General features: G+C 42.0%; 14 protein-coding genes. 10 read left to right on the forward strand and 4 right to left on the reverse strand.

The features are described 5' to 3' along the window. Positions 1-60 precede the first annotated feature (60 nt). From H148_RS17850 to H148_RS0112535, 8 genes are all read left to right on the forward strand, one after another. Positions 61-987: an OmpA family protein gene (locus tag H148_RS17850; protein WP_169578567.1), complete on the forward strand. Its 927-nt coding sequence runs from the start codon at positions 61-63 to the stop codon at positions 985-987. 133 nt (positions 988-1,120) lie between these two features. After that, positions 1,121-1,828, forward strand: coding sequence for a hypothetical protein (locus H148_RS17855; protein ID WP_051286439.1), 708 nt, complete (start codon positions 1,121-1,123; stop codon positions 1,826-1,828). Positions 1,829-2,029: 201 nt separating this feature from the next. Further along, positions 2,030-2,488, forward strand: a complete 459-nt coding sequence (locus H148_RS0112510) for a hypothetical protein (RefSeq protein WP_029035107.1) — start codon at positions 2,030-2,032, stop codon at positions 2,486-2,488. A gap of 94 nt (positions 2,489-2,582) precedes the next feature. Then, entirely contained in the window at positions 2,583-3,392 is an 810-nt protein-coding gene (locus H148_RS0112515; protein WP_037325214.1) for an alpha/beta hydrolase, read from the forward strand. A 219-nt stretch (positions 3,393-3,611) separates the two neighbouring features. Continuing rightward, positions 3,612-4,907, forward strand: a complete 1,296-nt coding sequence (locus H148_RS0112520; protein ID WP_029035109.1) for a M20 metallopeptidase family protein — start codon at positions 3,612-3,614, stop codon at positions 4,905-4,907. A 34-nt stretch (positions 4,908-4,941) separates the two neighbouring features. Further along, entirely contained in the window at positions 4,942-5,394 is a 453-nt protein-coding gene (locus H148_RS0112525) for a nuclear transport factor 2 family protein (RefSeq protein WP_051286441.1), read from the forward strand. Between the two features lie 175 nt (positions 5,395-5,569). Further along, complete coding sequence (locus tag H148_RS0112530; protein ID WP_037325216.1) at positions 5,570-8,014, forward strand: zinc-dependent metalloprotease; 2,445 nt, start codon at positions 5,570-5,572, stop codon at positions 8,012-8,014. A 183-nt stretch (positions 8,015-8,197) separates the two neighbouring features. Continuing rightward, entirely contained in the window at positions 8,198-8,725 is a 528-nt protein-coding gene (locus H148_RS0112535; RefSeq protein ID WP_029035112.1) for a hypothetical protein, read from the forward strand. A gap of 123 nt (positions 8,726-8,848) precedes the next feature. Here the strand turns inward: H148_RS0112535 and H148_RS0112540 are convergent, their stop codons facing one another. Together H148_RS0112540 and H148_RS0112545 are read right to left on the reverse strand one after the other, a co-directional pair. Next, positions 8,849-9,769, reverse strand: a complete 921-nt coding sequence (locus H148_RS0112540; RefSeq protein WP_029035113.1) for a 2-hydroxyacid dehydrogenase — start codon at positions 9,767-9,769, stop codon at positions 8,849-8,851. A gap of 201 nt (positions 9,770-9,970) precedes the next feature. Continuing rightward, positions 9,971-11,335 carry an acyl-CoA dehydrogenase family protein gene (locus H148_RS0112545; protein ID WP_029035114.1) on the reverse strand — a complete coding sequence of 455 codons (1,365 nt, stop codon included), beginning with the start codon at positions 11,333-11,335 and terminating at the stop codon, positions 9,971-9,973. A gap of 375 nt (positions 11,336-11,710) precedes the next feature. On the opposite strand from H148_RS0112545, the gene H148_RS18375 reads away from it, so the two are divergent. Further along, entirely contained in the window at positions 11,711-12,499 is a 789-nt protein-coding gene (locus H148_RS18375; RefSeq protein ID WP_156877255.1) for an SRPBCC family protein, read from the forward strand. 148 nt (positions 12,500-12,647) lie between these two features. After that, the gene (locus tag H148_RS0112555; RefSeq protein WP_029035115.1) at positions 12,648-13,028 is read left to right on the forward strand and encodes a PH domain-containing protein; all 381 of its coding nucleotides are present in this window, start codon (positions 12,648-12,650) and stop codon (positions 13,026-13,028) included. Positions 13,029-13,125: 97 nt separating this feature from the next. Here the strand turns inward: H148_RS0112555 and metK are convergent, their stop codons facing one another. Together metK and H148_RS0112570 are read right to left on the reverse strand one after the other, a co-directional pair. After that, positions 13,126-14,382 carry a methionine adenosyltransferase gene (gene metK, locus H148_RS0112560; protein ID WP_029035116.1) on the reverse strand — a complete coding sequence of 419 codons (1,257 nt, stop codon included), beginning with the start codon at positions 14,380-14,382 and terminating at the stop codon, positions 13,126-13,128. A 268-nt stretch (positions 14,383-14,650) separates the two neighbouring features. Next, positions 14,651-15,283, reverse strand: coding sequence for a hypothetical protein (locus H148_RS0112570; RefSeq protein WP_156877256.1), 633 nt, complete (start codon positions 15,281-15,283; stop codon positions 14,651-14,653). Between the last annotated feature and the right edge of the window lie 943 nt (positions 15,284-16,226).

Genomic DNA, 16,226 nt, shown 5'->3' on the forward strand with positions numbered 1-16,226 from the left:
CCGCGAATTTCCCCACCTGTTTTACAATCCTTCCCCCTCAATCTTATAAACTTCATTATTATGAAATTCACGATTTACACTATTTTAATTTTTCTATTTACATTCCAGGTGTCGGCCCAGGAAGGGGACCGGACTTCAGGAAAAGAATATCCCGATGGAGAGGGAGGAACAGTTTATTTGCCCCTTGGGGATGCTTCTTTTGCAGATGCAGTGGTGTCCAACCATCCCGGTGAAATACCTCCTGATGAAGACCTGCCGGCTGTACGACCGGAATATACCTTGGGAGTTCCCGATTATACCAAACCCTCTGCCCCCGGATTCCTTTCATTGGGGTGTGATGGTTCGGTTGTGCTTCAGTTCACCGATAACATACTCATTGACGTGGAGGGGCCCGATCTTTATGTTTTTGAAGTAGGACCCGCTGTTGAGCCTACCTTACTGGAGATCTCCTATGATGGGAAAGAATGGATAGATGTGGGAAAGATTGAAGGCGCACGTGCCGATGTTGATATCGCTCCCTTTGTAAAAGAAAATGATGTGTTTAATTATGTTCGGCTTACCAATGCCGGAAAGAGTTGTGGGGGGCGCACTCCGGGTGCCGATATTGACGCGGTGGCAGCAGTAGGATCGGGTTACCGTCTGTCTTTGAACAGCGCTGTTCTTTTTGATTTGGGAGAAGCCGTGCTCCAGCCTGAGGCTAAGAAAGAACTTGATGCCATAGCCATGCAGATCAAGGAGATGCCTGGCAACATGCGAGTTGTAGTAGAAGGCCATACAGATAATATTGGGACACCGCAGGTAAATGAGGAGCTTTCCATTGAGCGGGCACAGGCTGTTTGGGACGAATTGTCAAAAGAGATCACTATAGATGAAGAGCTGGTGAGCATTCAGGGTCGTGGGGAAAGCAGACCTGTTGCAAATAATGATACTGAAGAGGGAAGGGCCCTTAACCGCCGGGTCGATATCCTTATCCTGCCAGATTCATGATAGAAATTAATTGCAACCGCGGGATGATCGAGAAAAGAGCAGGTTCCAAAAATGGCATTTTTGGATGGTATTCTTTCCAGAATATTTATCGGGAGAAATTTTATCTTAGTGAGAAACAAAACCGGTTCCCCAATTGAAAGCTCCCACAATTAGAAGCAGAAATGATGTTTTCACCTACAGGAGACTAAGACGGGCGATAGGTTATTTAGGAATTGCGCTGCCGGTACTGCTGGTGGGATTGTCATTTATACCCTTTTTTAAAACTGAAGTGCAGCCTTCCATCAGTGATTATTACTATACCAATCTGCGCGACATTTTTACCGGCACTTTAGCTGCTGTAGGTTTGTTTATGATCTCTTATAAAGGTCATGGGAATTCGTCGCTGTGGAAAAATGATCAGCTGCTCACCAATGTCGCCGGAATCATGGCGGTTGGTGTGGCGCTTATTCCCGTTGCTTCTGAAGCTAATTATCCTGAGGTGTTCACGCTCATCCCACACGACCTTCCCTGGTTGGGCTGGTTGCATTACATCTTCGCCGCCCTGCTCTTCGGAATTTTCGCGTTGCTGGCGATCAACGTCTTCACTATTGGCCAGAACAAAGCTGAAGAAATTCCGGTAAGCACATTTAATGAAAACTACATTTACAAATTTTGTGGCAGCGCGATTATTGTATTGATATTTCTAATCCCTGTTTCTGAAACTTTCGACCTGTTCAGCTATTCAACTCTGATTCTGGAAGCCCTGGCACTTTTCTTCTTCGGCACTGCCTGGTTGATCAAAGGTAGAGCGCTGGGTGATGAAGGGAAGATAGGGGAGAAGATCTATCGGGAGCGGAATTAATTCAGTCAGCTGAAAAAAAGACGGAACCGGTCCTTATGCGCGAGAGGTAGTTGTACAGGGGATTTAGACTCACCTTGCGAGGCAGTTTGAGGAATCTTGATTTATAGTTCCATAATTCTGGTTGTGATGAAAATATACGTAGAAACTTAAGTCTTTTTTCGATAGATTTGAATCGCCCTACAGGGTTTGAACCACGGAATAATGAAAAAAATACTTTTACTAATAATGATCCTCGGCATCTATGGGTGCACAGGTGAGGAGGTCACGGATCCTGATAAAAAACAAGTTTGCCTTCATAAGAAATTTCAGGAAGCATTCACTATGGAGCCGGGTCAATGTGTTACCATTCAGGAATTTCCAAATAAGACATTTACTCTTTTAAAACTGAGTTCCTTTACAAAGCAGAAGCAGACAGTTCCTTCGGCGACAATTGCCTATAGTATCCAGGAAGTAGATTCTTATCAGGAATGGTTTGATGTTATGATCCTGGAAGATTATCAGGAGGATGGAACTTCTTTTTCAGGAAGATTTCGAATTATAGTAGACGGCAATGTTTCCTATACAGTTTTTGTAGATAAGATCGATTTTGTCGAGACTGAAACAGAGTATATTTTTAAAAAGGTGACTCTGAGATTTTCAGAATATGATCCTGAATATTGAAATTCATATAATCTAAAAAGATCTCCGGGAAATCAACTTCTTAAGCTTCCTGTCGAAAAATTTTTTATCTTTTGACCTCTGTCTCTTGATAAAAATGAAATCCAGGTTGACTACTTTCTTCTCCTTCCTCTTAATTCTTTATTTGTTTATCTGCGTTCTGCTATACTTTTTCCAGGAGAAAATGATTTTTCTTCCGCAGACCCTAGTAGCCGATTTCTCCTTTCCGTACTACGAAAATTTCGAAGAACGTTTTGTGAAAATGAAGGATGGTAAAAAGCTACACGCCCTTTTATTTAAAGCGGAAGATCCCAAAGGCGTCGTTTTCTACCTCCATGGAAATGCCGGTTCTTTGGAAGGCTGGGGTAGTGTAGCGGAAACATTTACAGCTCATAATTTTGATGTTTTCATCCCCGATTATCGTGGCTATGGAAAAAGCGAAGGCAGTATAAAAAGTGAAGCACAATTGCATGCAGACATGCAGGTGCTCTATAATGAATTAAAAGAAGAGTACCCTGAAAACAGAATCATCGTGCTGGGACATTCCATAGGTTCGGGAATGGCGGCAAGACTGGCCACGGCCAACGATCCCAAACTACTTATTCTGCAGGCACCACCATACTCGATCCCCGACCTCGTAAAAAGGATGTTTCCGTTTAATCTTTTTCCACCGTTTCTCATCAGGTACAAACTTGAGACAGGAAAACATGTGGCAACGGCCAAAATGCCGGTGGTGGTTCTGCATGGAGATGAGGATGAGATCGTTTACTACGGCTCCTCGTTAAAATTAAAGAAGCATTTTAAACCGGAAGATACTTTGATCACTCTGAAAGGATTGGGACATAATGACTTTCTGGATACGGAAAGGTATAGGAGGGAAATTGAAGGGATTCTGAACAGATATTAAAAATAAAGCAGCATATTCCAGATAATATTATTCATACTTTTAGACAAGTGGGTGCTCAATGTGACATCGTAATAATCGTACTCCTTAAAATTTTGCCTCTAAATTCTTGTCCTTTTAAATCCTTGTTTTATTTTTAACACTTCCCCTGCACTTTGCGAAATGATGAGATCTGGCGCTGAATTGAACCTTTAGTGCCGGTTCAACAAAAACTTTTATAATATGAAGATCAAAAAATTCCTTTTTGCATTCGTTGTTATGATTCTCTCGGGATTATTTGCATTTGGACAACAAGCCAACAAGAAAGCTGCGATGCATAAAAAGGTACAACAGCATACAGATGCCATTTTTGACGAGCTGGTAGAAGTCCGCAGGGATTTTCATGTACATCCCGAAGTGTCCGGACAGGAGGAAAGAACCTCACAAAAAATTGCAGATTACCTGCTATCATTGGGATTGGATGTTAAAACTGATATTGGCGGTTACGGAGTCGTCGGAATATTGAAAGGTGATAATGAAGGTAAAGCTGTAGCCTGGCGTGCAGATATTGATGCCATGGCCTCAGATATTCCCGATGTGGTGGATTTTCCTTCGGTGAATAAGGGAGTAAGACACATCTGCGGTCACGATGTTCATACTACCGTGGGCCTCGGGATAGCAAATGTGCTGTCACAACAACAGGAAGATCTGGAAGGAACGGTCTATTTTATATTTCAGCCTGCAGAAGAAACCTATGAAGGCGCTAAAGCAATGATCGATGACGGGCTTTGGGATATTGCTCATCTCGATGAGATCTACGGGCTACATATTTCTCCCTTTCCTGTTGGCACAGTCGCAACAAAGTCCGGTAGTGTTTTTGCCCATACCAATAGAATAAAAATAGTTTATAAAGATCCTGACAATGAAGAGTCAAAAATTGATTTTACTAAGAATCTAATATCCGGTTTTCAAAATGTGGCTGCCGACAGTAAATTCTGGGATTGGGAGAATCTGGGTGATCCGGAAATTGGCATCGAGAATCCAAACACGATCTTCACCGATTTCTTAACGGTGAGAAATAAATTTGGTGTTGAGAAAACCGATGACCGGGTGATTATAACTGCTACACTTAATTCCAGTGATAAGGAACAGCTAAATTCATTCTTAAAAACCCTAAAGCAGAAGATTGAAAATTCACAATATTCAGAAGATCTTGTTTCAACTGAATATTCATATGAAAAAGCAGTTGTGGTCAATGATGAAGAGCTAACGAACGGGAGTATGAACAGCATTTCAGAAATTTATGGAAAGAATAGTGTCATCCCTCTCTACGGTGTGGTAACTGCCGATCGTGGTGACGATTTCGCCTATTTTCAGCAACAAGTTCCCGGAGTCTATTACTTTTTGGGAGGAGCTAATTATGAAACTGGGGTTATCTCCATGCCGCATTCGCCAGATTTTGCTGTTGATGAGGAAAGCATCAGGTTTGGAGTGAATTACTTCTCATCTGTTTTAATCGACCGACTGAATGATCACTAGAATTTAGAATAAAAAAAGATTATAATCATTACCAATGAAGAGAATATTTCAGGTTGTAATAATATTGTTTGCCTCAGCAGCACTGGGGCAGAAATCAGTAGCGTCTGATGAAGATCAGATCAAAGCACTTATTGTAAACTCCTTTCAGGAGATATTTTCTGATATGGACTTGCAGGCACTGGAAACCTATTGTACCGAAGATTTCCTGCTTCTGGAGACAGGGGAAGTGTGGGATATGGAAAAGATGAGGTATTATTTAAAACAGGCCGGAGAACAGAAAACAAAAGTGAAAAGAATTAATTCCTTTAAATTCATAAAAATTGAAATCGAAGGTAATATGGCCTGGGTCGCATACCACAACAAGGCTGAATTTACGGTGGGAGATGAGGTAGTAAGAGAGATGAATTGGTTGGAAAGCGCTACCGCCATTCAAACTGAAGAGGGTTGGAAGTTGCAGCTGCTTCACTCTACTGTTGCGAAAGAGTGAAAATCAGTATCTTCCGGGATTGTAAAACAAAGACTGCAGGGCCAGGATTTGGGCTAGCTGCAGGAAACAAATATGGTCCTGTTTAGAACCGTTCTTTCTGCTGCGTAATTATAACCAGCATTTCGTAATTCTAACTTCATTGTCTATCTTGGGAACCTAAAAAATCCCATTTCCCATGATAAAAAAGTTACCGATCTACGGACTGCTGTTAGCGGTTGGCGTGAGTTGCCAAACGCAAAAAGCAGTACCGGCACAAGCAGGTGAGGCCACGGCTCAAAAAAGGTCAAAAGATGACATCAAGCCTTATAGCGAGATTATAACTTCAGAAGCAAAAAGTGATGAAGGCCTCTTCACCACCCATATGGTTGGAGATAAATTGTATTTCGAGGTGCCGCTGGAGCTGCTGGAAAAAGATATGCTGCTGGTGAGCCGTATTGCCGGAGTACCTGCAAGTTACGGTGGTGGCTACGTCAATGCGGGATCGAAAGTAAACGAGCAGGTGGTCCGCTGGACCAGGCGGGGCAATCATATTGACATGAAGGTGGTAAGCTTTGAGAATGAAAGCGAAGAAGGTTCCCCGATCTATCAGTCGGTGCAGGCGAATAATTTTTTTCCGATTCTCTTCAGCTCAAAGATCGAGGCCTTTAACGATGACAAAACTTCCGCAGTGATAGAAGCGAGTGATCTGTTTAAAGAAGATATAGACGCTATAAACGGCGTTTCTCCCCGTCTCAGAAAGCGTTACAAGGTGAAGCGCCTGGATAAGAGCCGTTCCTATATAGAGTCGGCACACGCGTATCCCAAGAACATTGAAGTTAAGCACGTGATGACCTATGAAGCTGAAGAACCGCCCGAAAGGGACCAGGCCGGGACGATTTCAATGCTTATGAACCAGTCTATGATCCTGCTTCCGGAAGAAAAGATGCAGCCCCGCCTTGCCGATCATCGCGTGGGTTGGTTTACTACCCGGAAATACGACTACAATTCTGAAGAACTTAAAGCCGATGAATACCAGATAATCAACCGCTGGAAGCTGGTGCCAAAGGATATTGAGGCTTATAAAAGAGGGGAGCTGGTAGAGCCGGTAAAGCCTATTGTATGGTATATTGATCCTGCGACGCCCAAAAAATGGAGACCTTATTTTAAGCAGGGGATTGAAGATTGGAATGTAGCTTTTGAAGCGGCAGGTTTCAAAAATGCCGTTATTGCAAAGGATCCTCCAACAAAAGAAGAAGATCCCGAATTCAGTCCCGAAGATGCACGCTATTCGGTAGTACGTTATGTCGCTAGTACCACCCGGAACGCAATGGGTCCTTCGGTGACCGACCCGCGAACAGGGGAAATCATTGAAAGTGACATTGTTTGGTATCACAACCATCTGCGTTCTTACCGTAACCGCTTTATGATCGAAGCCGGGGCACAGAATCCAAAAGCACGTACTCTTAATACTCCCGAAGAGGAAATAGGAGAAATGATGCGTATGGTGATCGCCCATGAGGTGGGTCATGCACTTGGTTTGCCACATAACATGAAAGCGAGTTCGGCTTATGCGACAGATTCATTACGCTCTCCCGAGTTTACTCAGAAGTATGGTTTGACACCTTCCATTATGGATTATGCCAGGGTCAATTACATTGCACAACCGGGAGATGAAGGGGTGCGGTATATCAGGATGATGGGGCCGTACGATAAGTATGCAATTAATTGGGGCTATCGTTATATTCCAGATGCAACAACAGAAGAGGAAAAGGAGTTGCTTAGTGAATGGATTCTTGAAAAAGCCGGAGATCCTGTTTATGAATTCGGGAATGGATACCGCGGAATTGATCCGCAGTCCCAAAGAGAAAGTCTTGGTGACGACCAGATCAAAGCCAGTGCTTACGGACTAGCCAACCTGAAGGAGGTAGTGCCAAACCTTGTGAAGTGGACTTCCAGGGATAATCAGAATTATGATGATCTGGCCGAAGTTTATCGTGAACTAAATGGAATGTGGAGAGGCTACATAAGCCACGTGGTGGCTAATGTTGGGGGAATCTATGAAACCCGCAAGACCGCCGACCAGGAAGGAACAGTATACACTCACGTTCCTGCAGAAAAACAAGAGGCTGCGATTGTATTTTTGAATGAGCACGCGTTCACTACTCCGCACTGGCTGCTGAATGAGGAGTTGCTGGGAAGAATAGAATCTTCGGGAACTATTGAGCGGATTCAAAATTTACAAAGCCGTTCCTTAAATGACCTTTTAGACAAGGATCGATTACAGAGGATGATCACAAATCAGCAGCTCATTGGCGACGAAGCTTATACCGCTGTGCAAATGATGAACGACCTTAGAGCAGGTCTCTTCAGCGAGTTATACAGAGGGCGCCCAGTTGATGCTTACCGTAGGAACATTCAGCGTTCTTATGTCGATACTGCCACGGGATATGTTGAGAAGCTTGGCGCCGAAGGTGACAGTGAGATTGCAGAAAGTGACATTATCGCCCTTATGCGTGGGGAACTTGAAGCATTGAAAAGGGACATAAGAGCCAGAAAATCCGGGACTAATGATATGCTTACCGTTTATCACTGGAATGATCTTATTGCGAGAATAGATAAGGCTTTGAATGTAGATGCCTAGGCAACAGGCGAATCAGCTTTAAAAAAACCCGCTTTCGGCGGGTTTTTTTATATATTTAAATGAAGGAAACCATGAAGTCTTCCTATATAATTAACTTCAGGTTAAATTTGGAACTGAAATCGTTCAGGTTGATTTCAATTTTCTTTTCGAACCAGCCCCTTCTTTACTTTTAAAAATTACATTATGAAAAATGGTGTTTTTGACTTGTTTTTAGTTTTAATTTTCTTGCTGAATTCCGGTAGGGGTAATGCACAGGAGGGCATAAATGTCACGGCAGGTATTGGACTTCCCGAAATGCTCAACCTCGGCCTCAGGATGCAGTTTGAACGTACTCAAATAGGAATAGCTTTTGGAACAGTGCCGGGCAGTGACAGTAATTTTACCATATCGAGTGACTTCTATTATCATTTTGGAGGGAGATCTGAATTAACATCGATTCAGCCCTGGTTTTTCAAAACCGGACTTACCTACATGAGTACTGAAAATGAATGGAGGCGGGAAACCTCTTTTTTAATTGTTCCCCGAATAGGCAGGGAGTTCAACATTTCTTCTAAATTTGGAGTAGCACTGGAGGCTGGTTTTCTGGTCATCTTGTCTGAACATGAAAAAGTCAAAAAAGAAAATCCTTCTACATACTTCGGCGATTTTGATCTGGATTTTACAGGACTGGTATTGCCATCTGCGGGACTCAATATTTTCTACAGGTTTTAAAGAACGGAAAAATCAAACCTGAAATTTATGGTTGTCTCAACTCTCCCAATTCAGTTCAAATGCTTACCTGTTTTACCCATTGTCTATTCATAGCCGTCCAAATTTCAGGTTCTAATTTTTTCTCTAATATTCCTTTTCCCGATCAACCACGTTTTGAAGTTCCTTTCCTTCTTTCATGCGTTCGTAATTATCCAGAATCTGCGGTACTACGGTTTTTGGATTGGTAATACTTGCAATATGTGGGGAGACCCTGATTTTTTTATTGTTCCAGAATGGATGGTCTTTGGGTAAAGGTTCCTGCCTGAAAACATCCAGAGCAGCGCCTTCAAGATGTCCATTATTTATCACTTCCAGCAGGTCATCCTCAACAAGATGTTCGCCCCGGGCGACATTGATCAAGTAAGCCCCTTTGGGTAACATTTCAAAAAGGCTTTTTTGGAGAATATTTTTTGTTTCTGAGGTAAGGGGTAGTAAATTCACCAGTATTCGGCTCTCTTGCAGGAATTTCCCGAGTTGGTCATCTCCATGGTAGGTGGTCACTCCCAGGATCTCTTTATTGGTGCGTGACCAGCCCGTGACGTTGAACTTGTTTTGAATAAGTTTTTCGGCTACGCCCACTCCCAGAACGCCCATGCCCATAATGCCCACCTGTACATCTTCTGGTCGCAGGTAGGAACCGGGTTTCCATTCCTTACTGCAGTGGTGCTGTGCCAAATTGCGGATGTATTCCAGGATGAGAGATAGCACAAATATGCTCATATCTTTCGTTAGCTGTTCATCTACAACTCTGGTGATTTGAATGTCTTTTGGTATTTCATTATCGCCAATTATATGATCAATTCCCGCACCCATAGAGGCGATGACCTTTAAATTGGGATAATCCCGGAATATCCCATGTGGATGTTTCCATGAAAGAGCGAATTCCACTTTAGAAGGGTCTTTAACCTCAGGGTATACCTCAAGATCGAGCTTGGGATAATGTTCTTTTAGTGCCTTTACCCAGTTCTTGGGATCTCTTTGGGAACTTATTATTAGGAATGACATAGGTTTTTGTATAGATGTTAATAGAGTCTAGAACCTAAACTTGTTTGTTTTTATTTATTTCATCCTTACCCCGCCTCTACAAAAGAAGAGGAGCTTTTATTATTTTTTTACTACCTAAGTCCTCTGTCCTCTGTCCTCTGTCCACTGTCCACTGCGCACTAAGAAAGTCTTGGTTGGTTCTGGCAGCGCAGCGGTCGGTCTCTAGTTTACGAACGCACTATAGCCCGTAATCGCTCTTCCCACAATAAGGGAATTTATTTCCTTGGTGCCTTCGTAGCTGTAAATGGCTTCGGCATCGGCGACGAACCGGGCAACGTCGTATTCGAGGAGGATTCCGTTGCCACCCATGACTTCTCTCGCCCTGCTTACAACATCCCTCATTCTCATACTTGTATAGACTTTTGCCAGTGAGGCATGTTCGTCTTTTAGTAAATTCTGATCCTGTAATTCCGATAGGCGAAAACATAAAGTTTGCATAGACGTGAGGTTGGCGATCATCTCCACCAGGTGATTTTGGATCAACTGATAGGAGGCGATAGGCCTTCCAAATTGCTCTCTCTTCTTAGTGTACTTCAGTGCACTTTCATAAGCTCCCCGGGCGCAGCCCACAGCCTGCCAGGCTACTCCGGCCCGGGTCATTCTCAGCACCTTGGCAGTGTCTCTGAAGGATTCGGCTTTTTGAAGTCGGTCTTTCTCCTCAATTTTGCAATTTGTAAGGGTGATTAGGGCGTTCTGCACAATGCGCAGCGCCATTTTATCCTCCATCTTTTCAGCTTTAAAGCCCGGATTGTCTTTTTTAACCAGAAAACCTTTTACCTGATTAGAGTCTTCATCTCTGGCCCAGATCACGATCACATCGGCAAAAGTGGCATTTCCAATCCATTTTTTCTGTCCGTTAAGTACCCAGTGCTCTCCGTCAAACTTACACGTGGTTTCAAGTCCGCCGGCTACTCCGCTTCCCACATTGGGTTCGGTAAGCCCAAATGCGCCTATCGCCTCCAGTCGCTGCATTTTTGGGAGCCACTCCTGTTTTTGTTCCTCACTTCCGCAGAGATAAATTGAGCCCATCGCGAGACCGCTGTGAACTCCGAAAAAGGTGGAAATAGAAACATCTACCCGCGCGATCTCCTGCGCAATTATACCCTCCATTAAAAATGGCAGATTTGGACAGCCATATCCTTCATACGGCACACCAACAATATTTAATTTTTTAAACTTATCAATGACTTCAAAAGGAAATTTAGCACGGTTCCAGTGGTCGTTGATCAATGGCCGCACCTCATCTTCCATAAAATTGCGCACCTTTAGTTGCAACTCGCGCTGTTCTTCGTTGAGCTTCAGGTCCAGATTATAGAAGTCACCGTCTATGGGCGGAAGGTCACTCTGACCTTTCCTTCGTTTGGTCTTCAGCATTTTCATGAGTCCTTTGAGCTGATTTTCATCCAGCTGTCCCAGTGTCTGCATAGCTTCTGAAAGATCGATCTGTTTGTTGATCTTCGATAGTTGATCAAGGTCGATGTTCTTTAACAGGTTAATGGTATTCCTGACTTTTCCAAAGAAGGCCATAATTTTATGTTTTTCTAAAAGTAGGGATTAAAGAAAAGGCAACTTGTTAAAGCTTTCTCAAACAGTATCAGGAATAAGCAGAAACTGCAGGAATAAGCGAAGATCCTGATGAATTTACAAATGAAACGCCTTTAATGGCTTATACCCGGTGTTGATCTCCAGGAGTGTCACATAAGGTTATGCAGATAATTCAATTGTAATTTTAGATCATTTTTAATCCCTTTACCGTGGCCGTGGTATAAATTAGGTTAATTAAAACATATCGATCGGTTAAATAACAGCCTAATTAGCAAAGATTTAGCATGATTTATCTTGATATGAAATTTGTCGGTTGTAAATTTAGGAGACTGTAAAAAAATAAAAAAAAAGACTATTATGGAAAAAGATCAAATGAAAAATGATTTAAAAGAAAAAAGAACAAGAACCAGATTGTCCGGACAAGCCGCGCAGAACCTAAGGACCGGAGAAACAGGTTATATATCAGAAACTCAGGATTCCCCAATTTATGAACCGGGAAGTCCGGAAGTACGGGTGACCAGGGAATACAACAGGAATACAGAATCTGAAGATTCAAAAGGAAATTTCCTTAAAAAGATTTTGAGTGTGGCAGGAATAGTGGCCGGTGGTGCACTTATATATAAAGCTGTGAGGGGAAAAGGATCTTCCTCTAAAGGAACTGAAAATATTCAGCTTCATACAAAGCAGACAATAAAAAGAACGCCCGCAGAACTATATGCATATTGGAGGAACCTTGAAAATCTTCCAAATTTTATGAGCCACATTAAAGATATTAGGGAAATTGATGAGAGAAGATCCATGTGGACTGCCGAGATTCCCGGCGGTGTTGGCACTATAGAATGGGAGGCAGTGATCGAACAGGATCGTCCAAACGAATATATCTCCTGGAGATCAATTGCAGATGCGGACATTGAGAATGCGGGAGAGGTCCGATTTAAGCATGCTGCCGGAGGCCTGGAAACTATTGTGGAAACTACAATATCCTATAATCCGCCTGCAGGAAAGGCAGGGGAGTACGCCGCTAAGTTATTCAATCCTGCTTTTGAAAAAATTGTAAAAAATGACCTGAAGCAGTTTAAAAAACATATGGAAGAAGGAGGAGAAGAAAAGTGGAGAAGTGAACCCACAGAGAGAATCATTTATTAATTAAGAATAACCCTCAAACTTCAAAAGCCTTAGAATATTCACTTCTAAGGCTTTTTTATTGTTTTCCCATGAAAATTACTTTCTGAAGCTTTCTTTCGATTCGGTTTTAATTTAATTGAATTAACTTCGCTTTTCAAAGTTAAAAAATATGGGAATATTATCATCATTAATGGGCAATGCGGGAGCAGTTGCTAAAGAAAAACTAACGGCTGAATACGGTCAACTGCTGTCTCCCAATGAACAAATCGAAGTCGGATTTAAGCTGATAAGAGATACATTTATATTTACCGATAAAAGACTTATCCTTGTGAACAAACAGGGTCTTACAGGAAGGAAAACAGAATATCTTTCCGTTACCTACAAAAGCATTTCACGGTTTAGTATTGAAACTGCAGGAACTTTTGATCTTGATGCAGAACTTAAGATCTGGATCTCAGGTGAACAGCAACCAAGTATCTCCCAAAGGTTCAATAAATCTGTCAATGTTTATGAGGTGCAGCAACTACTGGCTACCTATGTTCTGAAATAAAATTTCGGCTTAATAAAAAAACCCGGAGCAGATGCTCGGGGTTTTTTATATAGACTGGAACCTCTCCAGGATTCCCGTAACTCATTTATTTTGTATACTAAATATTAAACTCCTTCTTCACCTTTTCCACGAAATCAAGTTCCTCCCAGGTAAACAGGTTTACTTCAATAGTTTTTTCTCCGTTATAGGGACTTCTAAAAACTTTTCTTTCAGTCCGTGGCTCTTTTCCGAAGTGACCATAAGCTGAGGTTTCCCGGTAAATAGGATTTCTAAGGCCAAGTCTTTCTTCGATAGCCGCAGGTCTCATGTCAAAGATCTCCAGTATTTTCTTAGCGATCTCCCCGTGACTCAATTCAACTTTTTTGGTGCCGTAGGTTTCGACCAGCAAAGAAGTAGGTTCCACCACACCAATTGCATAGGAAACCTGGATCAACACCTCGTCGGCCACGCCTGCAGCTACAAGGTTCTTGGCGATATGTCTTGCTGCATAAGCTGCAGAGCGATCTACTTTACTTGGATCTTTTCCTGAAAATGCTCCCCCGCCATGCGCTCCTTTTCCGCCGTAGGTATCTACGATAATTTTTCTTCCTGTGAGCCCTGTGTCGCCGTGAGGTCCTCCAATCACGAATTTTCCCGTAGGGTTAATATGATATTTGATCTGGTCGTTGAACAACTTCTGAACATACTCCGGAAGCTGTGCCTGCACCCTTGGAATAAGTATTTCAATAATGTCTTTTTTGATCTTGTCCAGCATACGCTTGTCATCCTCGTCAAATTCATCATGCTGGGTAGAAACTACGATAGCCTCAATTCGTTGAGGCACATTATCGTCGCTGTACTCAATGGTTACCTGGCTTTTGGAATCGGGTCGCAGATAGGGAATATCATTATTTTCACGACGTAATTTTGCCAGTTCGACAAGAATTTTGTGGGAGATATCGAGAGCCAGCGGCATGTAATTTGAAGTTTCTTTGGTAGCGTAGCCAAACATCATTCCCTGGTCACCTGCACCCTGTTCTTCTTTTTTACCACGATCAACCCCCTGGTTAATATCCTGGGACTGTTCATGAATAAGAGAGATTACCCCACAGGAATCTCCGCTGAATTTGTACGCTCCTTTAGTATAGCCTATGTCATTGATCACATCCCTCGCGATGGTTTGCACATCAAGGTAAGTATCACTTTTTACCTCGCCTGCAAGTACCACCTGTCCGGTAGTCACAAGTGTTTCACAGGCAACTTTTGATTCAGGATCAAAGGCAAGAAAATTGTCTAAAAGGGTATCGCTAATCTGATCTGCAACTTTGTCGGGGTGGCCTTCAGAAACACTTTCTGAAGTAAATAAATATGGCATGCTCCTTCGTTTTTAAAGATTTAAATTTTAAGAAGAAATTTGACGTGAAGCGCTAGAGGAGTTGTCACTGCTTTAGCATTTTTAAGGGTTGCAATCAGTCAAATTTTTCCCTGTGATTATCATTAGCAAATGTAGAAAATTAAAATTAAACATGCCTCGAGCTTTAACTTCTTTTTGAGCACTTTTTATTGGCCAATACAGGTCATAAAAAAAGGCTTTTTTGGGAACTTCCAAAAAAGCCTTTTCTAAAAGGGTCATTCTTAAATTATTAGAATTGATCAACAGTGTCTTCTGCCTGAGATCGTGAAATGAATACCTGTATTCCAAGGTTTATTCCCAGGGAGTGCGTATAATTATCACTTCCAACACCGGTTAGCCCGTTGTATTTTACACTTGCATCAAGGGCAACGGAATCATTTAAGAAAAGGGAATAACCCGGTCCAAAACCAAAAGTGAAACCGTTGGTAGACTCAGCATCCTCGATATTAACTCCGGCTAAACCTGCATTAGTTTCAATGAAAAATTGTCCCGCTGGAATTTCATCACCAAGATCAATATCGGACGGAGTCAGATAAAATCTACTAAATCCTTGTACTCCATAAGTGAAAGTATTGCTGGTGATATCATCTTTTCCTTCCGCGTTATCATAACCCAGGTTTACGATAGCACCAACAACAAACGCGTCATTAAGAAAGTATCCTATTTTTGGACTCACTCCAATGTTATATCCTGAATTTTCATCCAATCCTAAATTAAATCCAAAAAGTCCATTGGTAGTTGTTGTGGAAATACCACTCCCAATATCGGCTCCAAGCATGATGTTCCCCTCTTCTAATTGTGCATGAGAGGTGTTTGAAAAACCAACAATCATTAATGCTGCTAATAGTAAAATCTTTTTCATAGTTCTTGTTTTTAAAAATTTCTCCGAAGGTAAGAACCATGTTCCCTTACCAGAAAATTATTAATACTATTTAATAGCTTTTTCACGATTTTTTATGAGCTGAGGCCTAGTTTTTCCTACATTTTAAGGAAAAAATAGTCTTTTTCAGGATAATTATTTCTTTTTGGGCGCTCCGCCGCGTCCTCCCGTTCTTGGCGTCAGGCTTTCGCGGGTCGCTTTCCCAAACCTCCCGGTTTGGTAAGAGCTCCAACAACCGCTCTATACTTAGCGCATCTCTCAATGAACAATTAGCAATGATTAATTCACAACGAATATCTTTTTCTCGCCCGGCTGGCAGGAATCGAGTGATCCTACGACATTTCTAAATCCGTGACTTTAGATTCCTCTACCCTGCGAGAGCCTGTCAATCCTCAAAAAATTAAATTAATCTGAATTTTATTTGTTCCTTACATTTTTCTGTCGTTAACTTTGTCACAGAACAAACCGAGAAATGAACCAGGTAATTTGTAATATGATGTGTATGATGTGGAGAAACTCTGCAGCGCGTCCTATTGCATGAATCTGAAAATGATAAAATTGTAAAAAGCCGCTGCCACCGCAGCGGCTTTTTTGTTTAATACAAATTCGAATTAATGAGGTGCCAAAAATGGCATTTTTGGAACCTTTTAAAATTGAGGTGGGGATCAACCACAATTTCAAGATGAGAAATAAACAGACAGTAACTATGATAATGTGTTGTATGATGATGTGCATGATGTCACACCACTCCGCTATTGCCAAGAGATAAGGATCTAATTTAGTTATATATCCAGTTACTAAAATCCCTTTGGCAAGCCGGCCAAGGGGATTTTTTTCTTGAAAAACCATTTTTGTAAAATGAACATAGCAATGAACAATATAAAATAATCAGTCACCAATAAGTAAAAGATAACAACAGAGGAAA

The sequence above is a fragment of the Salinimicrobium terrae DSM 17865 genome (genome assembly GCF_000424665.1).
Lineage (GTDB): Bacteria > Bacteroidota > Bacteroidia > Flavobacteriales > Flavobacteriaceae > Salinimicrobium > Salinimicrobium terrae.